Origin of the sequence: Croceicoccus estronivorus (assembly GCF_001625325.1) — a bacterium.
Taxonomy (GTDB): domain Bacteria; phylum Pseudomonadota; class Alphaproteobacteria; order Sphingomonadales; family Sphingomonadaceae; genus Caenibius; species Caenibius estronivorus.
This window is the reverse complement of record NZ_JRQQ01000002.1, coordinates 72868-95430: the sequence shown is the minus strand read 5'-3', so window position 1 is coordinate 95430 and position 22563 is coordinate 72868. Positions and strand designations below refer to the sequence as shown.

Annotated in this window: 20 protein-coding genes and 1 pseudogene; 10 read left to right on the top strand and 11 right to left on the bottom strand. The window is 57.8% G+C overall.

The window, feature by feature from the left end; all coding sequences use genetic code 11:
- Nucleotides 1-68: 68 nt before the first annotated feature.
- On the bottom strand, nt 69-938 hold the full coding sequence (locus MB02_RS03570; protein ID WP_067532660.1) for a TraB/GumN family protein: 870 nt from the start codon (nt 936-938) through the stop codon (nt 69-71).
- The gene (locus tag MB02_RS03565; protein ID WP_082825946.1) at nt 935-1903 is read right to left on the bottom strand and encodes a TraB/GumN family protein; all 969 of its coding nucleotides are present in this window, start codon (nt 1901-1903) and stop codon (nt 935-937) included. The genes MB02_RS03570 and MB02_RS03565 overlap by 4 nt, the downstream gene beginning before the upstream one ends.
- Nucleotides 1904-2018: 115 nt before the next feature.
- Between MB02_RS03565 and MB02_RS03560 the strand changes: the two genes are divergently transcribed.
- The 3 genes from MB02_RS03560 (at nt 2019) to ppdK (ending at nt 7821) form a co-directional block, all read left to right on the top strand.
- The gene (locus MB02_RS03560; protein WP_067532657.1) at nt 2019-2918 is read left to right on the top strand and encodes a glycine--tRNA ligase subunit alpha; all 900 of its coding nucleotides are present in this window, start codon (nt 2019-2021) and stop codon (nt 2916-2918) included.
- Nucleotides 2915-5086, top strand: coding sequence for a glycine--tRNA ligase subunit beta (gene glyS, locus MB02_RS03555; RefSeq protein WP_067532654.1), 2172 nt, complete (start codon nt 2915-2917; stop codon nt 5084-5086). Before MB02_RS03560 ends, glyS begins: the two co-directional genes overlap by 4 nt.
- Nucleotides 5087-5157: 71 nt before the next feature.
- Nucleotides 5158-7821: a pyruvate, phosphate dikinase gene (ppdK, locus tag MB02_RS03550; RefSeq protein ID WP_067532651.1), complete on the top strand. Its 2664-nt coding sequence runs from the start codon at nt 5158-5160 to the stop codon at nt 7819-7821.
- Here ppdK and MB02_RS03545 read toward each other — a convergent pair.
- Entirely contained in the window at nt 7818-8594 is a 777-nt protein-coding gene (locus tag MB02_RS03545) for a methyltransferase domain-containing protein (protein WP_067532648.1), read from the bottom strand. The genes ppdK and MB02_RS03545 overlap by 4 nt on opposite strands.
- A gap of 75 nt (nt 8595-8669) precedes the next feature.
- Here MB02_RS03545 and MB02_RS18110 point away from each other — a divergent pair.
- The 4 genes and pseudogenes from MB02_RS18110 to MB02_RS03530 all read left to right on the top strand — a co-directional run.
- Nucleotides 8670-8879, top strand: a pseudogene (locus MB02_RS18110) (double zinc ribbon domain-containing protein); the annotation flags it as partial.
- A gap of 147 nt (nt 8880-9026) precedes the next feature.
- Nucleotides 9027-9428 (top strand): ComF family protein, encoded by a 402-nt coding sequence (locus MB02_RS18105; RefSeq protein ID WP_328585415.1) that lies wholly within the window; start codon nt 9027-9029, stop codon nt 9426-9428.
- A 387-nt stretch (nt 9429-9815) separates the two neighbouring features.
- A complete protein-coding gene (hisI, locus tag MB02_RS03535) occupies nt 9816-10151 on the top strand; it encodes a phosphoribosyl-AMP cyclohydrolase (protein ID WP_067532642.1) in 336 nt (111 codons plus the stop codon).
- A 75-nt stretch (nt 10152-10226) separates the two neighbouring features.
- On the top strand, nt 10227-12029 hold the full coding sequence (locus MB02_RS03530; protein WP_067532639.1) for an acyl-CoA dehydrogenase C-terminal domain-containing protein: 1803 nt from the start codon (nt 10227-10229) through the stop codon (nt 12027-12029).
- On the opposite strand, the gene MB02_RS03525 is transcribed toward MB02_RS03530, so the two are convergent.
- The 5 genes from MB02_RS03525 to tyrS form a co-directional block, all read right to left on the bottom strand.
- Complete coding sequence (locus MB02_RS03525; protein WP_067532636.1) at nt 12026-12751, bottom strand: dienelactone hydrolase family protein; 726 nt, start codon at nt 12749-12751, stop codon at nt 12026-12028. The genes MB02_RS03530 and MB02_RS03525 overlap by 4 nt on opposite strands.
- Entirely contained in the window at nt 12748-13665 is a 918-nt protein-coding gene (gene cysK, locus MB02_RS03520) for a cysteine synthase A (RefSeq protein ID WP_067532633.1), read from the bottom strand. Before cysK ends, MB02_RS03525 begins: the two co-directional genes overlap by 4 nt.
- Nucleotides 13662-14936, bottom strand: a complete 1275-nt coding sequence (locus MB02_RS03515; RefSeq protein WP_067532630.1) for an MFS transporter — start codon at nt 14934-14936, stop codon at nt 13662-13664. The genes cysK and MB02_RS03515 overlap by 4 nt, the downstream gene beginning before the upstream one ends.
- A 123-nt stretch (nt 14937-15059) precedes the next feature.
- Nucleotides 15060-15398, bottom strand: coding sequence for a PilZ domain-containing protein (locus MB02_RS03510; RefSeq protein WP_170304618.1), 339 nt, complete (start codon nt 15396-15398; stop codon nt 15060-15062).
- A gap of 87 nt (nt 15399-15485) precedes the next feature.
- Nucleotides 15486-16721, bottom strand: a complete 1236-nt coding sequence (gene tyrS, locus MB02_RS03505) for a tyrosine--tRNA ligase (RefSeq protein ID WP_407919324.1) — start codon at nt 16719-16721, stop codon at nt 15486-15488.
- Between the two features lie 31 nt (nt 16722-16752).
- Between tyrS and MB02_RS03500 the strand changes: the two genes are divergently transcribed.
- Both MB02_RS03500 and MB02_RS03495 read left to right on the top strand, forming a co-directional pair.
- A complete protein-coding gene (locus tag MB02_RS03500) occupies nt 16753-17292 on the top strand; it encodes a DOMON-like domain-containing protein (protein WP_067532625.1) in 540 nt (179 codons plus the stop codon).
- Nucleotides 17289-18494, top strand: a complete 1206-nt coding sequence (locus tag MB02_RS03495) for an exo-beta-N-acetylmuramidase NamZ family protein (protein ID WP_067532621.1) — start codon at nt 17289-17291, stop codon at nt 18492-18494. The genes MB02_RS03500 and MB02_RS03495 overlap by 4 nt, the downstream gene beginning before the upstream one ends.
- Nucleotides 18495-18501: 7 nt before the next feature.
- On the opposite strand, the gene MB02_RS03490 is transcribed toward MB02_RS03495, so the two are convergent.
- Genes MB02_RS03490 through MB02_RS03480 form a run of 3 tightly spaced genes read right to left on the bottom strand, consistent with a single transcriptional unit; the run spans nt 18502 to nt 20973 of the window.
- A complete protein-coding gene (locus tag MB02_RS03490) occupies nt 18502-19683 on the bottom strand; it encodes a vWA domain-containing protein (RefSeq protein ID WP_067532618.1) in 1182 nt (393 codons plus the stop codon).
- A gap of 4 nt (nt 19684-19687) precedes the next feature.
- The gene (locus MB02_RS03485) at nt 19688-20122 is read right to left on the bottom strand and encodes a GFA family protein (RefSeq protein WP_067532615.1); all 435 of its coding nucleotides are present in this window, start codon (nt 20120-20122) and stop codon (nt 19688-19690) included.
- A 2-nt stretch (nt 20123-20124) separates the two neighbouring features.
- Entirely contained in the window at nt 20125-20973 is an 849-nt protein-coding gene (locus MB02_RS03480; protein WP_067532612.1) for an AAA family ATPase, read from the bottom strand.
- A gap of 598 nt (nt 20974-21571) precedes the next feature.
- On the opposite strand from MB02_RS03480, the gene MB02_RS03470 reads away from it, so the two are divergent.
- On the top strand, nt 21572-22558 hold the full coding sequence (locus tag MB02_RS03470) for a TerC family protein (protein ID WP_067532606.1): 987 nt from the start codon (nt 21572-21574) through the stop codon (nt 22556-22558).
- Nucleotides 22559-22563 lie beyond the last annotated feature (5 nt).

Genomic DNA, 22563 nt, shown 5'->3' with positions numbered 1-22563 from the left:
CATAACGCGAAGCGCGGGCCCCTAATGGCAAAGTGGCGGAATTGCAAGCATTAGCGGTCGACCACGCTTCATTGCACCCGGGTTACCTTGTAGCCTTGCTGCCGGAGCAATGCAGGGAGCCCGTCAGGCCCGGCCATATGCGCCGCCCCCACGGCCACAAACGGGTGCTGCCGCTGCTCCAGCATGGCAACGATCTGCGTTATCCAGCGGGCATTCCTTTGGACCAGAAGCGCCTGCCGCAATTCCGGGTCTGCCAGCATTCCCCGGCGGGTTTCCCGCGCAAGTGCAGTCATATCGCCGCGACGCCAGAGGATGTCGAGAGTATCGTCCTCCCGCTCTGCCGTGTCGGCTTCGGCGACTACAGCGTCCAGCAGATCGCGCTGCTCCTGTTCAGGTAAGGCATCGAACAGGCCGAGTTGCCGATACGTGCCCTCCAGTTCCATGACAGGCTTCCCATCGGCCATCTCCATGAGCGCCCTGTCCACGCTTTCGCCGTCATCGGTGCCTTGAGCCGCTTGGGCCAGAGTAAGTGCCGCCGCCCAGGTGTCCATTTTTGCAAAGCTTTCTTCCACCAGACCCGATTGTTTCAGCACTCGGGCCAGGGCAGGCCGATATTGTGGCGAGAGCCGGGCGGAAAGAGGCGGTTGTGCGGGTGCGGCAGCCAGGCGGGAGAAAACCTGCTGCATGGTTCCCGGATCGTCCAGTTGGGCTATTTCAAGCACGAGCCGGTCGGAGGCCTGCAGGGCACGCTTGATTTCCGGGGATTGCCAATCGACATTCTCGGGCAATGAGTGAATTGTACCGAAGAGGTAGGCATGTTGCCCTTCGGTTCCGGTCACTTCCCATAACGCAGGGGTGGCAGTGACTGCCGGGCGCGATTCACCGCAAGCCCATACCAATAGCGCGGCGACAAAAACCAGTGCGATCCGAGCTTTCACTGTATGCGATCGCTGACGATGCCGTGCTGGGCCAGCACATCCTGAACGCTGCCCGTCCCGGCTAGATGCCCGGCTCCTACCGCGAGGAATACCGTGCCCGGGCGATCGAGCCGCTTGGCAATCCAACCGGCCCAGGTGCGGTTACGGGAATAGAGCAACCGTTCCATAAGGGCAGGATCGTCGGCTTGTTCATTCATCAGGTCAGCCAGTTCTTCCGCGTCGCCGTCCAGCCACTCGACAACCATTTCATCGAGCATGGCAACCATCTCCGGTGCGGCATCCACGCTGCTGCGCAGATAGGAAAGCTGTTCCTGCATTGGCATGGAATCGAACAGGTTCAACTGGAATTCAGCCGTTTCCAGTGCGCCGGTCCGGGTTTTGGGCGCGCGATGCGCGTCGAGCACTTTCTCGACACCCGCGTCGGACGAATAGCCGCTCTTCAACACTGGTAACATCGACAACATCAAGCCTGCGTACCACGGCTTGAAACGATCGAAGGCTTCGCTTGGCAAACCGAGGGCGGCCAGCGCCTTTTCATAGGCAAGCCTGTCGTCATCGCTCATGAGGTCCCGCAGGTTCTGGCCTCTGGGCAAGAGCGATTTCTGCATCAGGCCCGTTTGCAGGGCCCCGGCATCGGCCAGGTCGATCTCCGTTACCAGTTCGTCGGCACTGCCGAGCGCGGATGCTATCGCCGGGTTGAACCATTGGGTCTTGCCCGGCAAGGCATGGATCGTCCCGAACAGGTAGATCGTCGTGTCGTCGTCCGCCACTTTCCACAGGGCAGGGTGCCCCTCGCGCGCGCCTTCCACACTTGCTGGTGTTTCTTGTGCGGCCGGAGGCGCCCCCTGGGGCATTTCCGAACCGCAAGCCGATCCGGACAAGGCGATGGCCGCTGCGCAAAATGCGCCCATAATCCGTTGTAGAGGGAAGTTCATCGTGCCGAATTGCCCTGTCAAAGGTTGCATCCTGGTGAATGCCTGCCCCTACGCGTCTTGTATTCGGCATGAAACGGCGTTTTTCCATGTCGCGCTGCGTATGCGCCATTGACCCGCAAAGGCCCATCCGCCATTGGGCCGCGCCATGAGTGATGGCCGGACAATGTGCCTGCAGGACATGATCCTCGCGCTCCACAATTATTGGGGTGAGGAGGGCTGCCTTATCCTGCAGCCTTACGATATGCGGATGGGGGCGGGCACGTTCCATCCTGCGACGACCTTGCGCGCCCTTGGGCCGGAGCCATGGAATGCGGCCTTCGTGCAGCCATGCCGCCGTCCGACGGACGGTCGCTATGGCGAAAATCCGAACCGGCTGCAGCATTACTATCAGTATCAGGTGATACTGAAGCCAAGCCCTGAAAACATTCAGGAACTCTATCTCAAGAGCCTGGAAGTGATCGGAATCGATCCGCTCAAGCATGACATTCGGTTTGTCGAGGATGACTGGGAAAGCCCGACGTTGGGCGCCTGGGGGCTGGGCTGGGAAGTCTGGTGCGATGGGATGGAAGTGACGCAGTTCACCTATTTCCAGCAAATGGGCGGGTTCGACTGCAAGCCCGTGGCCGGCGAACTGACTTACGGGCTGGAACGTCTCGCGATGTACATTCAGGGCGTCGACAACGTATACGACCTCGCCTTCAACAAGCATGGCGTGACTTACGGCGATGTGTTCCACCAGAACGAAGTGCAGATGAGCACCTGGAATTTCGAAGTCGCCAACACGGATGCCCTGTTCGACCTGTTCCGCAAAGCCGCGGAAGAGTGCGAAAATTGTCTGGCTGCCAACCTGCCGATTCCGGCATACGAGCAGGCAATCGAAGCCAGCCATGTGTTCAACCTATTGCAGGCACGCGGCGTCATCAGCGTACAGGAACGCGCCAGCTATATGGGCCGGGTGCGCGAACTGGCGCGCGGTTCGTGCGAAGCCTACATGGCCAAGGAGGCGGAACGCTGGGCCAGGGAATATCCGGGGTGGACGGCATGAGCGATTTCCTCCTCGAACTGCGTTGCGAGGAAATCCCCGCACGGATGCAGGCCGGTGCACGCGCCGAACTGGAAAAGCTGTTTCGCAAGGAAATGTCCGATGCCGGGGTTGAACTCGGCGATCTGACTGTTTGGTCCACGCCACGTCGGCTCGCGCTGATCGCGAAAGGGCTTCCTGAACGGACGGAAGCTGTCAGCGAAGAGGCCAAGGGCCCACCCGAAGGCGCGCCGGATCAGGCGATTGACGGTTTCTGCCGCAAGGCAGGTGTGACACGCGATCAGCTCGAACTGCGAGACGTGAAGGGGCGGGCAACCTACTTCGCGGTCAAGAACATTCCTGGCCGCGCGGTGAAAGATCTGCTGGCCGATGCGATCCCTGCAATTATTCGTGCATTCTCCTGGCCCAAGTCGATGCGTTGGGGCGCGGCGTCGTCCTCAACCGAAAGCTTGCGCTGGGTGCGGCCGCTGTCCGGTATTGTCGCGATCCTTGGCGAAGATCTTGTCGAATGCGAGATCGGCGGCATCAAGAGCGGGTACGGCACCAAAGGACATCGTTTCCATGGCGCGAAACCGGAACACGATGTTACCGGCACCGGGTTCACGGAAACCGACGTGCCGCACCATCCGGGCACTATCACGATCGGCGGAGCGCACGACTACGCGGAAAAGCTGCGGGCTTGCCATGTGATTGTCGATCATGCGGAGCGTGAAGGCATTGTCCGCTCAAGGGCCAGTGCCGCCGCGCATGATGCAGGGTTGGTGCTGGTTGAAGATGAAGGGCTGGTGGTCGAGAATGCTGGCCTTACCGAATGGCCTGTGCCTTTGCTCGGCCGTTTCGACGAGAACTTCCTTGAGGTTCCACCTGAAGTTATTCAGCTAACTGCCCGTACAAACCAGAAATATTTCATCTGCCGTGACAAGCAGGGTGCACTGGCGAATGCTTTCGTCTGCACGGCCAATATCGTCGCGCTGGATGGTGGTGCAGCGATTGTCGACGGCAACCGCAAAGTCCTGGCCGCACGACTGTCGGACGCACGGTTTTTCTGGGACGTGGACCGCAAGAAAACGCTGCGCGAACACGCGGTAAAACTCGGCAATATCGTTTTTCACGAGAAGCTGGGAACGGTCGCCGAAAAGGTCGAACGTGTCGCGAAACTGGCCGAATGGCTGGCCAGCGAAGGCGTTGTGCCGAACTGCGACCCGGCTCTGGCCCGTCAGGCTGCGGAGCTTTGCAAGGCTGATCTCGTCACGGAAATGGTCGGAGAATTTCCTGAACTTCAAGGGCTTATGGGCGGATACTACGCTCGTGCTGAGGGCCTGCCGGATGCTGTGGCCGATGCTATTCGCGATCATTACAAACCGGTTGGGCAGGGTGATGATGCCCCCTCCGCTCCGGTGACAGTGGCCGTATCGTTGGCGGATAAGCTCGACACTTTGCGCAGCTTCTTTTCCATTGATGAAAAGCCCACGGGTTCAAAAGATCCGTTCGCGCTCCGCCGTGCCGCGCTCGGCATCATTCGGCTTGTCACGGACAACGGTCTGCGAATGCGCGTTGCGGAGGGCGATTTGCTCGACTTCTTCGCAGACCGCCTCAAAGTTCAGCAGAAAGAGGCTGGCGTCCGGCATGACCTGATTGACGCGGTGTTTGCGCTTGGCGGAGAAGACGATCTCGTTCGCCTGCTGGCGCGTGTCCATGCCCTGCAGGCATTCGTGGGCACCGAAGACGGGATGAACCTGCTTGCAGGTTACAAGCGTGCTGCCAATATCCTCAAGAAGGAGGAATGGCTGGGTATGGAGGGCGAAATCGCCCGTACCGGGGAAGAAGATCCCCTCGCCATGGTGGATGATCCCGATCTTGCCCCGGTGGTTGCCGCCAAGATGGCGCAACGTCATCAAAAAGAGCTTTCCTACACCGCCGAGCCTGCTGAAAAGGCGCTGATCGACGCTCTCGATGCGGCGGAACCGAAAGCGGCCAATGCCGTGGAAGAAGAAGATTTTGCCGGGGCGATGGCTGCCCTCGCATTGCTGCGCGCGCCGATCGATGCCTTTTTTGAAGAGGTAACGGTGAATGACGCCAACCCTGACAAACGCTCGGCCCGGCTCGACCTGCTTGCACGTTTTCGTGCCGCAGTGCACAAAGTTGCAGATTTTTCACGTATCGAGGGGTAAGCCTCTTTTCTCGCGGGACAGTGTCACTTGTGTCAACTTGTCCTAGAATGCACAGGAAACGGCGGGGATAGATGAACAAGTCGGTCTACACATTCGGCGGTGGTGCCCACCACGATGACGCTCGCGCCAAGGACAAGACAATTGTCGGCGGCAAGGGTGCAAACCTGGCGGAGATGGCGGGTATCGGCCTGCCGGTCCCTCCGGGTTTTACGATCACGACCGAACAGTGTGTGGACTATCTCGCCGGTGGTTCCGACTTTTCCGCCGAATTGCGGGCCGAAGTGGCCGCCGCCCTTACTCATATCGAAAAGTCGGTTGGCAAGACATTCGGCAATCCTGCAGACCCGTTGCTTGTGTCGGTCCGTTCCGGCGCACGGGTATCCATGCCTGGCATGATGGACACGGTGCTCAATCTCGGCCTGAATGACGAGACAGTGAAGGGGCTTGCCGCAACGTCCGGCGACGAACGGTTTGCCTGGGATTCCTACCGCCGTTTCATCCAGATGTATTCCGACGTGGTGCTGGGCCTCGATCACGATGATTTCGAGGAAGCGCTGGAAGTGGTCAAGGAAGACAAGGGCTACTTCTCCGACACGGAACTGGAAGCCGCCGACTGGAAGGCGCTCGTTTCGGAATACGAGGCAATCGTTCAACGGGAGCTTGGCCGCCCATTTCCTCAGGACGTGACCGAACAGCTCTGGGGTGCGATTGCCGCTGTGTTCGACAGCTGGGATTCAGATCGCGCGAAGGTCTATCGCCGGTTGAACGATATTCCGGGCGACTGGGGCACTGCCGTCAACGTACAGGCGATGGTCTTCGGCAATATGGGCGATACCAGCGCCACCGGCGTTGCTTTTACGCGCGATCCGGCGACGGGTGAAAAGGCCTATTATGGCGAATGGCTGATCAACGCGCAGGGTGAAGATGTTGTCGCCGGCATCCGCACGCCGCAGTACCTTACCAAAAAGGCCCGCGAATCTGCCAATGCCAAGCCATTGAGCATGGAAGAAGCAATGCCCGTGGCCTATGCTGAACTGGCCCATGTCTTTGAATTGCTGGAACAGCATTACAAGGACATGCAGGATATTGAATTCACGGTCGAACGCAGCAAGCTCTGGATGCTCCAGACCCGTACCGGCAAGCGCACGGCGAAGGCCGCGCTTAAAATGGCGGTCGATATGGTCGGAGAAGGGTTGATCGACGAACCGACCGCAATCAAGCGTGTCGATCCGATGGCATTGGACCAGTTGCTGCACCCGACGCTCGATCCCGATGCCACGCGTGATATTCTGACCAAAGGCCTCCCGGCATCACCGGGTGCCGCCGCCGGGGCCATCGTGCTTGATGCCGATACGGCGGAAAAACGCGCGGAACGTGGTGATGCCGTGATCCTCGTGCGCGTGGAAACCAGCCCGGAAGATATCCACGGTATGCATGCCGCCAAAGGCATCCTGACCGCGCGTGGAGGCATGACAAGCCACGCGGCAGTGGTAGCGCGTGGCATGGGGCGCCCATGCGTCTCAGGTGCGTCGGCAATCCACATCGATATGAGCAAACGCACATTGCAGATCGGGAATCGCGAGTTGAAGGAAGGCGACCTGATCACGCTCGATGGCGCGACAGGCGATGTCATGGCCGGGGAAGTGCCGACTATCGAGCCTGAACTCGTGGGTGATTTCGCGATCCTGATGGGCTGGGCGGACAAGCATCGCCGCATGAAGGTGCGGACCAATGCGGAAACCCCTGCCGATTGCCGCATGGCACGGCAGTTTGGCGCGGAAGGTATCGGGCTCTGTCGGACGGAACATATGTTCTTCGACGATACCCGGATCACTGCGGTTCGTCAGATGATCATGGCCGATAACGAGGCCGGCCGCAGGGAAGCCCTGACGAAGTTGCTGCCGGAACAGCGGGCGGACTTCCACCAGATTTTCGAAGTCATGAGGGGATTGCCTGTCACTATCCGCCTGCTCGATCCGCCGCTCCACGAATTTCTTCCGCACGGCGATGCCGAATTCGAGGATCTGGCGCAGGCAACCGGCTATGGGGTCGACCATCTCCGTCGCCGGGCGGAGGAATTGCATGAATTCAATCCCATGCTCGGCCACCGGGGCTGTCGCCTGGGAATTACCTATCCCGAAATTTACGAGATGCAGGCACGTGCGATCTTCGAAGCAGCCTGTGATGTCGCCAGCGCCCACGGCGAAGCGATTGTCCCGGAAGTGATGGTTCCCTTGGTCGGAACGAAGCGTGAGCTCGATATCCTGAAGGACCTGATCGATCGAGTGGCTGGGGAAGTATTTGCAGAAAAAGGGCAAACGCTCGATTACATTGTCGGGACGATGATCGAACTGCCGAGAGCAGCCCTGATGGCAGGCGATATCGCGCAGACGGCGCATTTCTTTTCGTTTGGCACAAACGATCTCACGCAGACCACATTGGGCGTCAGTCGCGACGATTCCGCGCGTTTCCTCGCGCAATATGTCGAAAAGGGCATTTATCAGCGCGATCCATTCGTCAGCCTCGACGTCGAAGGGGTAGGGCAATTGGTCGAACTCGCCGCCGAACGCGGACGCAGCACGCGCAGCGATATCAAGCTGGGCATTTGCGGAGAGCATGGCGGCGACCCGGCCAGCATCGCGTTCTGCGAGAAAGTCGGGCTCGATTACGTCAGTGCGTCACCTTACCGCGTCCCGATTGCCAAACTGGCGGCGGCTCAAGCGGCGCTAGGCTAAATTCGCCAGCCACTTAGGGTCAATATCTCGAAGCGTTCGGGCACACGTCCATCTGCGTCCGCCGCTTCGAGAAATGCTGCATGAGCCCGGTCCCGCATCGCCCTCGTCAGGATAGGGCCGGGCGATGCCAGCACATTGGACAGTCCCTGTGCTCTGAGATCCTCGACGAGACGATCGAGCGAACCGAAGCGAGCAGTCAGAGTGCGGCTATCCACTACTGGTTGTGCCCAACCAACGCGCTGCAACAACTGCCCCCCTGAACGGACATCAACCATCGGATGTATCCGTGCCGCTGGACGTTCTTCATCGGCCGCCAGCATGGCCCCGCGCAAGGTAAGCAGGCTGCCGGCACCGATGAAGCTGGCGATGGCCAAGCCACCAGGGGCGAGGGCGTTGCGAATGTGGACAAGCGCCCCCGGAAGGTCATTTACCGTATCAAGCGTGCCCAGGCTTGCGACCAGATCGAATGGCCCGAAAGGATAAGGCTGTTCTTCATCGAGCTCCGTTCCCTCCTGACCGGTCGCAACATCGGCATTCGTCACCAGACATCCTTTTGCCACCAAGGCCGCCGTAAGCTCACCGCTCCAGTCACCAATGACCAAGGCTCGGGAAGGTTCATGCCGAAGGAAGGCAAGGCGTTCCTGCACATCTTCGACCATGTCATCGAGAATGTAGCGAGGGGCATCGGTTGCAGCCTGCATCTGGCGCATCCGCAACCGTGCCGCCTTTCGCCGCGAAGGAGAGAATATTCGGGGTGGGGCATTATTCGCCATTTGCTCTCCCTGCCGCGCCTGAGACACCGGCGCAAGCACCTTGCCGCGCGTATTCCTCGACGGCATGGGACAGCTATGAGTATCCGGCAGACTCTCTTCCGATCCCTCGCACCGCTAATAGATTTCGTTTATCCGCCACGGTGCCCCCTCTGTGGGGAGGCTTTGGCCGTACAGAACGGATTGTGCAGCACTTGCTGGAATGAACTCGTCATCCCCGGGGAGCCCAGTTGCGCTTCATGTCAGCGGCCCTTTGCCTCCGAATCGCTCAGTGAGGGCGCAATTTGTGCGCCATGTCTGGCCGATCCTCCTCGCCATGATGGGGTCATAGCGGCAACTCTCTACAATTCCGCCTCTCGAAAACTCGTCCTGACTTATAAACACGGGGGCAGGATTGCTCTTGCTCCCATGATGGCCCGACTGATGGCAGCGAAGATGTCTTTGATTGCGCCTAACGCAATTCTGGTGCCGGTGCCCCTTCATCACCTGCGCTTGTGGCGACGCGGGTATAATCAGGCGGGTCTGCTTGTGCAGGAAATTGCAAAGATTACCGGCACAATACCCGCTGTGGATGCGTTGCGGCGGCGTAAATCCACTCCACCTCTTGGCGGGCTTGGCAAAAAGGCCCGGGTTCGCGCGCTTTCAGGGGCCATTGAAGTTAGACGTGGCTGGGCAGGGCGCCTCGATGGAGCAGATATCGTACTCGTTGATGACGTACTCACGAGCGGAGCCACAACAAATGCATGCGTCAACGCGCTCAAGCAAGCTGGCGCCAAGACAGTACGGATCGCCTGTTTTGCGAGAGTTGTGGAGGAGCTTGCCCAGGAACCAACTTAAACGAAGGCGCCCGAAACCGAAGTTACGGGCGCCCGCGTGACGAAATTGTTTGGACACTCAGAGCCACCCCCACAGGGCCCACCGGTCCGATCCCTCATGTGGTGCGCCACGTATAACCGGGCTGCTACCTCATACCCCCTGTACCTTGGCGCTTCTTCTAGCGCGCCAGATCCGGCGGGCGGCCCTCCAAGACCGCAAGTGTGGTTTCCCATTAAACAGGGGGTGAAGTGAAGTGGCTTCCGCTTGTTTCGTGGATTTTGCGCGCCATCTGTGGTTATCGTGCAACAAGGTGGCCTGCACCTGGCGGGCGATAGTTAGAGCCGAGAGGATTTCACCATTTCTGGCGTTTCAGATGATTCGACTGCGCGCGAGCAGGGCTCGGTGTTCATGCCCAAATTCGACAGCGACGGGCTGCTGACCGGCGTTGCCGTTCACGCAGACAAAGGGGACGTCCTGATGGTTGCCTTTCTCGACGCCGAAGCTCTGGCAAAAACGCGTGAGACAGGCTTCGCCCATTTCTATTCCCGTTCCCGCGGCAAGCTGTGGATGAAGGGCGAGACTTCGGGACATGTCCTGCGTGTACAGGAGATACTTGTCGATTGCGATCAGGACGCGGTGGTGATGAAAGTCCTGCCTGCAGGGCCCGCATGCCATACCGGCGCCACAAGCTGTTTCTACCGCCGCCTCGAAGGCGAACAACTCGTGCGACAGGACGGTTCCTGAACTATATTTGTTCGGGAACCATTGAAGTGGATCGGATTAAGGTCCTTATAAGAAGGCCAGCAAGGAAGGAGAGCCATGCCGAGCTATCAGGCCCCGGTGCGGGATACACGTTTCGTTATTAACGAGTTGCTTGAGTTGTCATCGTATGCCGATTTGCCTGGCTTCGAGATGGTGACGCCGGATCTCGTGAACACGTTGGTCGAGGAAGCTGGCAAGTTCACCAGCGAGGTATTGGCTCCTTTGAACCAGATCAGCGACCGTGAAGGGTGCACTCGCCACCCAGACGGGACGGTTACTACCCCCTCAGGCTTCAAGGAAGCTTATTCCCAGTTCCGCGAAGCGGGTTGGGGAGCGATCTCAATGCCGGCTGAATATGGCGGTCAAGGATTGCCCCATACCTTTGGCTTCGTAATGGAAGAGTTCATAGACTCGGCCAATATTGGTTTCGGTCTTTTCCCGCTGCTCGCCGCCGGTGCGGTTTCTGCATTGTATGCCGCCGGATCCGAAGAGCAAAAGCAGACCTATTTGCCGAAGCTGGTTTCAGGCGAATGGCTCGGGACAATGAATTTGACGGAACCGCATTGCGGTACCGATCTTGGATTGATCCGCACCAAGGCTGAGCCGCAGTCTGATGGTTCCTACGCCATCACGGGAACGAAGATATTCATTTCGTCCGGCGAACACGATCTTACGGACAATATCGTGCATCTCGTGTTGGCAAAGACGCCTGGCGCCCCTGAAGGCACCAAAGGCATTTCCCTGTTTGTTGTGCCGAAAGTCCAGGTAAATCCGGATGGGTCGCTGGGTGAACCCAACGGAGTGTCCTGCGGCGCACTGGAAGAAAAAATGGGTCTGCATGGCAGTGCGACCTGTGTGATGAACTACGACGAAGCAAAGGGCTGGATCGTGGGCGAGGAGAACCGTGGCCTCGCGGCGATGTTCGTGATGATGAACGCCGCGCGTCTCGGTGTTGGCATTCAGGGCCTCGGAGTGGCCGAAGTGGCCTACCAGAATGCCGTTACTTATGCGCGTGAAAGACGCCAAGGCAGGGCTTTGACCGGTCCCAAGGAACCTGCCGAGCCCGCCGACCCGATTATCGTCCATCCAGATGTGCGCCGTATGTTGATGGATGCGAAGGCGTTGACGGAAGGCTTGCGCGCTCTGGCTTTGTGGAGCGGATTGCTGGTTGATCTGGCGCACAGCGCAAAAACCGATGAAGAGCGACAGGTCGCTGATGATCTGGTGGGTTTGCTGACCCCGGTTGTGAAGGGGTACACCACGGACAAGGCTTTCGAGATTACCGTCAATATGCAGCAGGTCTTCGGTGGCCATGGGTATATCAAGGAATGGGGTATGGAACAGTTCGTTCGCGATGCCCGTATTCCGATGATTTACGAGGGTACCAATGGCATACAGGCCATGGATCTGTGCGGGCGGAAACTGGCCCTGCATGGCGGGCGTGCCGTGCAAGCATTCTTCAAGCTTGTGGACGATGAGGTTGCCGCAGCGAAGGATGATCCGCAAGTGGGCGATATCGCGATGCGTCTCGCCAAGGCAGCTGGCGAACAGAAAGCCGCCACGATGTGGTTTCTGCAGAATGCCATGACCAACCCCGACAACATGGGGGCAGGGGCCCACCCATATCTTCACATCATGGGTATCGTTTCGGTTGGGTTGATGTGGCTGCGCATGGCCAGAGTAGCTGCCCGCAAGCTCGCAGAAGGCCGTGAGGACAGCGCCTTTTATGAAGCCAAGTTGACCACGGCTCGCTATTTTGCCGAGCGTATGACCCCAGAGGCAGGTGCCCTGCGGCGCGAAATCGAAACCGGTTGCGAAGCCATGATGGCCCTGCAACCCGAACAGTTCGAACGGAGCTAGACCGCTTTTTCGAGCGGAAAGATTTCGTCCAGGAAATTGAGCGTAGCGGCCCAGCTCTGGCGATCAGCGCTTGCATCATAAGCCACTGCATCAAGTTGACGCAGATCGCTCGCCGGATCGGTAAAGCCATGCTTTGCCTTGCTGTAGATGTGGAGATGCCAATCCGCATCTACAGCATCCATTTCCTGCATGAACCCGAATACCTGTTCCCGTGGGACCAGAGGATCCTTGTCACCGTGGCAAATAAGTATCCGCGGATGAATGGTGTCGCCTTGTTTGGCAGGTGAGGTACTGTCGAGCACGCCGTGCAAGCTGATAACGGCAGCCAGGTTCACACCCTCACGCGCGATCTCAAGAACTGCCTGTCCTCCCATACAGAAGCCAATTGCGCCGACTGGCAGTCCGTCTGCCTCCGGGAGCGCCTGCGTAGCCTCGATCGCAGCAACCAGGCGGCGGCGATATATTGCTGTATCCGCGCGTAATTCGCGAGCTTGCTCATGGATATCGAGAGAATCTTCGGGTGCCGCTCCATAGAAGTCTGCGACCAGAACCAAGAAACCCGCCTGCGCTAGCAAAGCCGCTCTTCCAGCTACGCATTCGCCAATGTTTGCGATCGTCGGATATACCACTATCGCGCCACGGGGCTGGCCGTCCGGTCTGGCAACCCACCCGGTCAGCGCTGTTGTGCCGTCACGATAGGTATGCGTTTGCAACCCGTTCATTCCGGGAGGAAATCCGGGACGGAGAGATACCGTTCGCCAGTATCGTAATTGAAACCCAGCACGCGCGAACCAGATGCCAAGTCGGGCAGTTTCTTGGCGATTGCAGCCAATGTCGCGCCCGAACTGATTCCGACCAGAATGCCTTCTTCCCGGGCGGAACGCCGAGCCATTTCCTTCGCATCCTCTGCATCGACCTGAATTGCACCATCAATGGACTGTGTATGCAGATTCCCCGGAATGAATCCCGCACCGATGCCCTGGATCGGATGGGGGCCGGGCTGCCCGCCTGAAATGACCGGAGACAGCGCTGGTTCGACGGCGAAAGCTTTCAGCGAACCCCATGATTTCTTGAGCACTTCGGCGCAGCCGGTAAGGTGGCCGCCCGTTCCGACGCCACTGATCACGACGTCTATCGGACTATCCGAGAAATCAGCCAGAATCTCTTGGGCGGTGGTCCGTGCATGAACTGAAACATTGGCCGGATTTTCGAACTGCTGCGGCATCCATGCCCCAGGGGTTGTCGTAACCAGTTCCTGCGCGCGTTCCAGCGCTCCCTTCATGCCTTTTTCCTTTGGCGTCAGGTCGAATGTGGCACCATATGCCAGCATCAGCCGCCGCCGCTCAATTGACATGCTTTCAGGCATTACCAGAACCAGCTTGTAGCCTTTCACCGCTGCCACCATCGCCAGACCGATCCCGGTGTTGCCGGAGGTTGGCTCAATAATGGTTCCGCCCGGCTTGAGGCTGCCATCGGCTTCGGCCGCTTCAACCATAGCCAGGCCGATACGATCCTTGATCGAACCGCCCGGGTTGGAGCGTTCGGATTTCACCCAGACTTCATGATCGGGGAACAAACGGGACAGACGGATATGCGGTGTCCGGCCAATCGTGGCGAGAATATTGTCGGCTTTCATGTCGCACGTCCTCTCTCTGGTTCGCGATATTGCGGTTCAAATGTCTTGGCCCGAAGAAGCTCAGGAAACAACCAAGCCCATATTGCCGTTACGATTATCGCACCTGCCCCGCCAAAAACAACCGCGCCGACGGCCCCGAGGAACGCCGCCGTGACGCCTGACTGCATTTCCCCAAGTTCGTTGGATGCGGAAATAGCTAGGCCGGAGATGGAAGATACGCGTCCACGCATCGAATCGGGCGTGTTCAACTGGATGAGTGTGCCGCGTATGAACACCGATACCATATCGGCTGCTCCGAGGATGAAGAGCATGAAAAGTGAAAGCCACAAATCGGTCGACAAGCCAAAGCCGACGGTTGCGCCTCCGAAGATGACGACCGCCCATAACATCTTTGGTCCGACATTGTGCTCAACTGGCCGGAAAGAGAGCCATAGGGCTACCAATGCCGCGCCAAGCGCAGGTGCCCCCCGCATGATACCAAGCCCTTCCGAACCGACCTGCAAGATGTCGCGGGCAAAGACGGGGAGCATCGCCGTTGCTCCACCCAGCAAGACCGCGAAGAGATCGAGAGTAATGCAACCCAGCAGAAAGCGTTCTTTCCAGGTGAACTGCAAACCATCGACCATCCGCCTGACTGGGTGAACCTCACGGCCTTCGTCGGGCGGATAAACAGGTCTGATTGCAAGAGTCAGCGTTGCCGAACCAATCAGCATTACGAATGAAACGAAGTAGGGCAGGGGCTCATGCAACGCGAACAACAAGCCACCGATTGCGGGACCAATGACCGTGGCAGCCTGCCAGGCGATTGAACTCAGAGCGATGGCTTTAGGCAGGAGGCGCGGTGGAACGATGTTGGGGCCGATCGCACTCATCGCCGGCCCTGTAAAAATGCGCGCTGCACCATGAGCCGCAGCGATACTGAACAAGATAGGTAGGTTGAGCGCATCCAGCCAGGTCAGCACCCCAAGGGCAATTGCACTGCAACTGTCCAGCAAATTGGCGAATACTACGACTTTCCGCCGTTCGAACCTGTCTGCAGCATAACCTGCAACGGGTGTCAGCAGAAATAGGGGAACGAATTGAGCGAGCCCCAGAAGGCCCAACTGGAAGGCAGCCTCAGGGCTGTCCATCCCATAGTCGCTACGAGCCACGTCATACGTCTGGTAACCTATCAGGACTACCATTGAGAGCGTTGAAAAAACCGCGAAGAAACGCGCAAACCAGAAAAATCGGTAATCGCGGATTTGCAGCGGCGAATTGGGCTCGTTCACAGCATGGCCATGGCAGGTGCGGAAGCTCTTGCCAAGCGCCCACGGCGCTACACTATCAAACTTGTGCCAAGAGCTACGTTGGGCCAACACCCAATGAACTTATTGAGCACGCAAGTGCGGGCCTTAGCGGGAGCGGCGCAACTTGGGGTTGGGCTGGATATCGTCGATCATCTTCATGAAATCGTCGAGGCGGATAAGGCGCTCAAACTGAAATCCGGCCCGGGTTTCGCGTATCCAGATGCAGTAAGCCTCAATGCGGCCTATCAGGGGCAGCCGAAGCAAGACGCGATCACCGCGAGCGAGATCGCCCGCATTATCGATCATGAATCCCTGCGCCGAGATATTGGCGACGTGCATCGGTATATCCCCATGGTCGCGGTGTTCCGCAATCACGGGAAAATCCACCGGATGGCGCGCCGCGCGGCGCAGTTCCGGGACGGAAAGTTGAGCTCCTCCAGTCACGTTCGCCAATGCCTCCATTCCTGTAGTGTGGAAGCCCATATGGCGGCAATTGGCTGCGAATTGGTAAATGCCCTCTACGGCATTTACTCAGGCAGGCCGTAACACGCCGTGTTTCTTTTTTCCGGCGGAGATCCGCACCTCGGCACCGCCGGCAATAACGTAGCCTTCATCCTTGACAGATTCGCCATCCAGTTTGGCTCCACCGCCTGCGATCAGGCGTTTGGCCTCCCCCCGGCTGGCTGCAAAACCAATGCCGACAAGCGCGTCAATCAAACCGATGCCTTCTTTAGGAAGCGAGAGTTCCGGGAGTGCAGAGCCCACTCCGCCGCCAGCGAAAGTCGCAGCTGCCGTAGCTTCGGAAGCTTTCGCGGCGTCCTCACCACGACAAAGCGCCGTCACCTCGTTTGCGAGCACTACCTTGGCGGCGTTGATTTCGCTGCCTTCCAACTGTTCGAGCCGGGTGATTTCATCGAGCGGCAGGTCAGTGAAGAGACGGAGGAACCGGCCCACGTCGCGATCATCGCAATTGCGCCAGTATTGCCAGAAATCATAAGCTGGCAGTGCATCCTCATTCAGCCAGACAGCACCGGCCGCCGTCTTTCCCATCTTCGCGCCATCGGCGGTGGTCAGTAGAGGCGTGGTCAGACCAAACACTTCTTGTCCATCCATCCGCCGGGTCAATTCGATCCCGTTGATGATATTGCCCCACTGATCGGATCCGCCCATCTGCAAGCGCACGCCCATGTCCTTGGCTAGATGGCGGAAATCATAGCCTTGCAAGATCATGTAGTTGAATTCGAGGAAGGTCATGGGCTGTTCACGATCGAGCCGCAATTTAACCGAGTCGAATGTCAGCATCCGATTTACGGTGAAATGCGTCCCCACTTCCTGCAGCAATTCGATGTAGCCCAACTGCCCCAACCAGTCGTGGTTGTTGACCATCACCGCGTCCGTGGGGCCATCGCCAAAGGTCAGCAGGCGCGAGAAGATCTTGCGGATGGAGGCAATGTTGTCCTCGATCGTCTCGTCACTCAACATTTTGCGACTTTCATCGCGACCGGTCGGATCTCCGATCCGCGTGGTCCCACCGCCCATCAGGACAATCGGCTTGTGCCCGGCTTGCTGTAAACGCCGCAGCATCATGATTTGCACAAGACTGCCGATGTGCAGAGATGGTGCGGTCGCATCGAAACCGATATAGCCGGGGATGACCTGCTCCTGAGCAAGTGTATCGAGCCCCTCGGCATCGGTAAGCTGATGAATGTAGCCGCGCTCGTCCAGCAAGCGGAGCAAAGTCGATTGATAAGTCATGGCGCGTGTCATTTCGGCGCGCGCCTAGCACGGAGAAACGCGCTTGGGAACGCATAGGCTGATCTGCCATCCGGACACGCCACCGGCCGCGGTTGAAAGCGTCAACGTCAGTATTTCTTCAGATGCAAAGGGAGGATTGCTTCTGAGGTGGCGGGTCGCAGGATGCATGCGTCTCGTTCTACCTCCATACTCTGGCTCAGGCAGAGCCGATGATCTTTGGAAAACCACCTGCTTCGAACTGTTCGTGCGCGGCCAGGGTGACGCCTATTGTGAATTCAACTTTTCGCCATCCCAGCGTTGGGCTGCCTATCGTTTCGACGGTTATCGATCCGGCACAAGCAATCTCGACCTATCCGATTCTCCCCAAATCGATCACCAGACGGGAGAACGCATCTTTGTCTTGACCGCAAAAATACCGAGACTGCCCATGGAATGTGGTGGAACTCAAGCCGGACTGAGCGCCGTGATAGAAGAGCAGGACGGCATAAAGAGCTTCTGGGCTTTGGCCCATCCACCGGGCCAGCCAGACTTTCATGATCCCGCTTGCTTCATTGCCGAGCTTCCGGCACCGCAACCCGTATGAAATTCGGCATAGACTGTCTTCTCGCCAATCCTGAGCTGCGCAAGCCCCTGGCCGGTAAGCGGGTCGCACTGATCGCACATCCCGCATCGGTTACGGCAGACCTCGTTCATTCTCTCGACGCTCTCGCAGCCTGTCCGGATGTGACGCTGACAGCGGCGTTGGGGCCGCAGCATGGCCTCAAGGGCGACAAGCAGGATAATATGGTCGAAACGGCAGATGAGCTGGATCCAGCCTATGGGATTCCGGTATTCAGCCTTTATGGCCAGGTACGGCGACCGACCGCTGCGATGATGGACACGGCAGATGTGTTCCTGTTCGATCTGCAGGATCTGGGATGCCGGATATATACGTTCGTAACTACGCTGCTCTATCTGCTGGAAGCCGCAGCGGATCGGGGTAAAGCCGTGTGGGTACTCGATCGCCCCAATCCGGCAGGACGTCCCGTTGAAGGGACGTTGTTGCTCGCCGGACAGGAAAGTTTCGTTGGGGCAGGGCCGATGACGATGCGCCACGGACTGACGATGGGCGAAATGGGGCACTGGTTCATTCGGCATTTCAAGCTGGACGTCGATTATCGGGTGATTGGTATGGAAGGCTGGCATCCTGATACAGCGCCCGGTTTTGGATGGCCGGACAGCCGCATCTGGATCAACCCAAGTCCCAACGCCGCCAATCTCAACATGGCGCGATCCTACGCCGGTACGGTCATGCTGGAAGGCACGACTTTAAGCGAGGGGAGAGGGACAACCCGTCCGCTGGAAGTGCTATTTGGAGCTCCGGATATCGACGCCACTGCTGTGCTGCGTGAAATGGAGCGTTTGGCACCAGATTGGCTGACCGGTTGCGCAATCAGGCCTTGCTGGTTCGAACCGACATTCCATAAACATCAAGGGCGGCTCTGCAATGCCCTGATGATCCATGCCGAGGGCCGATTTTATGAGCATCAGGCGTTTCAGCCATGGCGCCTGCAAGCCTTGGCGTTCAAGGGCATTCGCAATCTATATCCCGATTACAAGCTCTGGCGTGATTTCCCTTATGAATATGAGTTTGACAGGCTCGCCATCGATGTAATCAATGGCGGCCCAGGCTTGCGCGAATGGGTAGACGATACCGAGACCACACCCGGAGATCTCGACAGGCTGGCAGGTGCCGATGAACAACGCTGGGAAGACGAATCCCGGCATTTCCTGCTTTATCCTTGAGGATTGATTAGTGCTTTTTGCGCGTGAGTTCGCGCATCGCATCGTCAAGACCGCCGAGAGTGAGGGGGTACATCCTTTCCCCGAATAACTGCCGGATCATCGTTGTCGACTGACTATAGCTCCAGATATCCTGCTTGACCGGGTTGAGCCATACAGTTGCGGGATAGGTGTGCAGCACACGCTCGAGCCAGACTGCACCCGGTTCCTCGTTCATATATTCGACCGAGCCGCCCGGATGCGTGATTTCGTATGGGCTCATCGCCGCATCGCCTACGAAAAGCACCTTATAATCGTGGCCGTATTTATGCAGGACATCCCATGTGGGAGTTCGGTCTTGCCAGCGGCGATGGTTGTCTTTCCACACGCCTTCATAGAGGCAATTGTGAAAGTAGAAGAACTCAAGGTTTTTGAATTCGGTGGTTGCTGCACTGAACAACTCTTCGACCATGCGGATATACGGATCCATCGAGCCGCCGACATCAAGAAACAGCAGGACCTTGACCGCGTTATGCCGCTCCGGGCGCATGCGAATGTCAAGGAAGCCCTGCCGTGCTGTGCCACGAATGGTGGCGTCAAGGTCCAGTTCTTCTGCCGCACCTTCCCGAGCGAACCGCCGCAGCCGGCGTAGCGCAACCTTGATATTGCGCGTCCCCAGTTCTCGAGTGTTGTCGAGATTGGCAAATTCCCGCTTTTCCCAAACCTTGATGGCGCGTTTGTGTCTGCTTTCCCCGCCGATCCTCACACCTTCAGGGTTGTATCCCCCGTTTCCGAATGGAGAGGTGCCCCCGGTACCGATCCACTTGTTGCCGCCCTGGTGTCGACCCTGTTGCTCCTCAAGCCGCTTCTTGAGCGTTTCCATGATCTCATCCCAGCTACCCAGGGATTCGATCTTTTCCATTTCTTCAGGACTCAGGAACTTTTCCGCAAGCGCCTTGAGCCAGTCTTCAGGAATATCGACAGGCTGCTGCCCGTAGTCCGTCAGCACGCCTTTAAAGACTTTTTGGAACACCTGATCGAAACGATCCAGCAGTCCTTCGTCCTTCACATAGGTCGCGCGCGACAGGTAATAGAACGCCTCTGGTGTCTGCTCGATGACTTCGCGATCCAGAGCTTCCAACAGAAGCAGGTGTTCTTTGAGGCTGGCCGGGATTCCCGCCGCGCGCAATTCGTCCAGAAAATTCAGGAACACGCGATCAATCCTTCGGTGCTGGAGCCGGGTTTGGCGGCTGGCCTTCAAACCGCTCCAGCGCAGGATCAATCACAGCCCACTCAGGCGCATCCGCAGTCCAGATTACCATTTGAGGCTTAAGGCCGTGTGGTTCGTCGATCACCCCGAACCGGACGGTTTTAAGATGCATTCTCGCCGAGCTTTGCCCATACACTTGCGTGCCGCAAGATGGGCAAAACGAAAATGTGAGCGTATTCCCACTGGCTGCAGTCCATGCCGCCGTGGCCAGAACGCCTTGGACTTCCACGTCCTCGCTGCGAAAAACGGCGTTGTGTGTCGGTCCTCCAGCGGCAATTTTCTGGCACTGGCGACACCAGCATTGGCGAGTGCCGAGTGTTTCGCCTGCTATTGTGAGAGTGATCTGCCCACAGGCGCATCGACCGGAATAGGGTGCTGTCATGGTCAGCGTTTCCCACGGGCCATGAACGCTAGCCGTTCGAACATCATCACATCCTGTTCGTTCTTCAGCAATGCACCATGTAATGGCGGGATGGCCTTGGTCGGATCACGGTTCTGAAGAATGTCCAGCGGCATGTCCTCGACCATCAGCAGCTTGAGCCAGTCCAGCAGTTCCGAAGTGCTCGGCTTCTTCTTGAGGCCGGGAACTTCGCGCAGTTCGTAGAACATTTCCATTGCCTTGGTAACGAGCTGCTTCTGAATGCCGGGAAAATGGACCTCCACAATGTCGCGCATAGTGTCCGGATCGGGAAACTTGATATAGTGGAAGAAACAACGACGAAGGAACGCATCCGGCAATTCCTTCTCATTGTTCGATGTGATGACGACAATCGGGCGTTCTTTTGCTTCGATCCGTTCCTGAGTTTCATATACATCGAAACTCATGCGATCGAGTTCCTGCAAAAGGTCGTTGGGAAATTCGATATCGGCCTTGTCGATCTCGTCGATCAGCAGAACTGGAAGCTGAGGGGCAGTGAACGCCTCCCACAGTTTACCCTTCTTGATGTAATTGCGGATGTCATGGACCCGCTCATCACCCAACTGACCGTCGCGCAGGCGGGCAACCGCGTCATATTCATACAACCCTTGCTGAGCCTTCGTCGTGGATTTGACATTCCACTCGATCAATGGCGCGCTGATCGCTTTCGCGATTTCCTGCGCCAGCACGGTCTTGCCGGTACCAGGTTCCCCTTTCACGAGCAGGGGGCGGCGTAGAGTTACTGCGGCATTCACTGCAACTTTGAGATCATCGGTCGCGATGTAGTTCTGTGTGCCTTCAAAGCGTTGCGTCATGCGGATATCCTGTCCGAATGGAAGAGTGTGTCTTGCCTAGGTTGGACCAATGCAAAGGGCAAGGTTGCGCATGTTTACCTCCCAAGATCAAAATAATTGCGCCAGGCACTCTTGAAACCTCTCTCGGGCCAAGTCATATTCCAACAGCGGACCGGGCCCCTCTGGCGCGGCACTTTGGCCCCTTAGGGCAATGTGTCGCGTGATGTCGGACCGCATCGGATGTTGCCGATGCCTGGGTCCGGGTTTTGCCCACCTCATCCCCTCAAGGCTTAGGCTCGGCACATCCGATCGAACGTCAACATCGTTTCGATAGGGAGTGTTGCCGATGTCCAATTCCATATTCCGCCTTATGGAGCGGCGCCAGAAGCTGGATGAAATGCTGCGTCGTATCCGACCCCGCAGTTTTTCGGACAGATTAAAGATCATGCGATTGAAGGCTCTCAAGCTCACTGTCGAGAATCGCTTGCGGCGTCTGACCCGGGATCATCGCGGATTAAGACATTGCGATAGCCCAAGCCGCTAAACTGCAGGCATATCGAGGCCGATCTTTTCTGCGGGAGCCTCAGTTCTCAGCTTTCCTTCTTGCGAGATCCGTTAAATGGAATTTCTATCTGCCGACTGGCTGGGGACACCGGCCTGGTTCTGGTTGTCCTTTGGGATGATCGTCATCGCACTGACGGCTTTCGACCTTGGCGTTCTTCATAAGGAAGATCGCGAGATGGGCGTACGTGAATCCCTGATCCTGTCGGCGTTTTATATCGCCGTTGCGATGGTTTTCGGTTTGTGGGTCTGGATCGAGAGAGGGCCGGATCTGGGGATGAAATACTTCACCGGCTATTTCATCGAGAAGGCGCTTTCGATCGACAACGTCTTTATCATTTCCCTGATATTCGGCTTCTTCGCGATCCCGCGGCGCTATCAGTACCGTGCCCTGCTGTGGGGGATACTGGCCGTCATCGTGTTGCGCGGGGGCATGATCGCTGCCGGGGCCGCGCTGGTCCAGGAGTTCTACTGGACGCTATACATCTTTGCCGCTTTCCTGATCGTGACGGGCATCCGCATGCTATGGGCTGCCGATCACGAACCAGACATAGGAAACAATGTTCTGGTGCGTTGGCTGTCCCGACACATGCGAATTACGCAAAAATTGCATGGCCCGAGTTTCCTGGTGCGGGAACGTGATGCAGCGAGTGGAAAAATCGTGTGGGCCGCAACGCCCCTTCTGCTTGCCCTCGTCATCATAAACATCGCGGATATCGTGTTCGCGGTCGATTCAGTGCCCGCGATCTTTGCCATCACCACGGACACCTTCATCGTTTATACGTCAAACATCATGGCAATCCTTGGATTGCGCGCGCTCTACTTTGCGCTGGCTGCCATGGTGCACCGCTTCCACTATCTGAAATATGCGTTGGCTTTGGTCCTGGTATTCATTGGAGCCAAGATATTCATCGGCGATTTTCTGACTGAAACCGGCAAAGTTCCACCGGCCTTCAGCCTGGGTGTGACATTCGCACTCATACTTGGTGGAGTTGTCTGGTCTCTGTGGAAGACACGCAAAGATGAACAGGCAGAGGCGCAATAGCACCT

What these genes read in the sequence shown, in the direction of transcription:
- MB02_RS03565 (WP_082825946.1), bottom strand. Translation starts at nt 1,903, where the DNA reads ATGCAACCTTTGACAGGGCAATTCGGCACGATGAACTTCCCTCTACAA.
- MB02_RS03560 (WP_067532657.1), top strand. Translation starts at nt 2,019, where the DNA reads ATGAGTGATGGCCGGACAATGTGCCTGCAGGACATGATCCTCGCGCTC.
- glyS (WP_067532654.1), top strand. Translation starts at nt 2,915, where the DNA reads ATGAGCGATTTCCTCCTCGAACTGCGTTGCGAGGAAATCCCCGCACGG.
- ppdK (WP_067532651.1), top strand. Translation starts at nt 5,158, where the DNA reads ATGAACAAGTCGGTCTACACATTCGGCGGTGGTGCCCACCACGATGAC.
- MB02_RS03545 (WP_067532648.1), bottom strand. Translation starts at nt 8,594, where the DNA reads ATGGCGAATAATGCCCCACCCCGAATATTCTCTCCTTCGCGGCGAAAG.
- MB02_RS18105 (WP_328585415.1), top strand. Translation starts at nt 9,027, where the DNA reads ATGTCTTTGATTGCGCCTAACGCAATTCTGGTGCCGGTGCCCCTTCAT.
- hisI (WP_067532642.1), top strand. Translation starts at nt 9,816, where the DNA reads ATGCCCAAATTCGACAGCGACGGGCTGCTGACCGGCGTTGCCGTTCAC.
- MB02_RS03530 (WP_067532639.1), top strand. Translation starts at nt 10,227, where the DNA reads ATGCCGAGCTATCAGGCCCCGGTGCGGGATACACGTTTCGTTATTAAC.
- MB02_RS03525 (WP_067532636.1), bottom strand. Translation starts at nt 12,751, where the DNA reads ATGAACGGGTTGCAAACGCATACCTATCGTGACGGCACAACAGCGCTG.
- cysK (WP_067532633.1), bottom strand. Translation starts at nt 13,665, where the DNA reads ATGAAAGCCGACAATATTCTCGCCACGATTGGCCGGACACCGCATATC.
- tyrS (WP_407919324.1), bottom strand. Translation starts at nt 16,721, where the DNA reads ATGACACGCGCCATGACTTATCAATCGACTTTGCTCCGCTTGCTGGAC.
- MB02_RS03495 (WP_067532621.1), top strand. Translation starts at nt 17,289, where the DNA reads ATGAAATTCGGCATAGACTGTCTTCTCGCCAATCCTGAGCTGCGCAAG.
- MB02_RS03485 (WP_067532615.1), bottom strand. Translation starts at nt 20,122, where the DNA reads ATGACAGCACCCTATTCCGGTCGATGCGCCTGTGGGCAGATCACTCTC.
- MB02_RS03480 (WP_067532612.1), bottom strand. Translation starts at nt 20,973, where the DNA reads ATGACGCAACGCTTTGAAGGCACACAGAACTACATCGCGACCGATGAT.
- MB02_RS03470 (WP_067532606.1), top strand. Translation starts at nt 21,572, where the DNA reads ATGGAATTTCTATCTGCCGACTGGCTGGGGACACCGGCCTGGTTCTGG.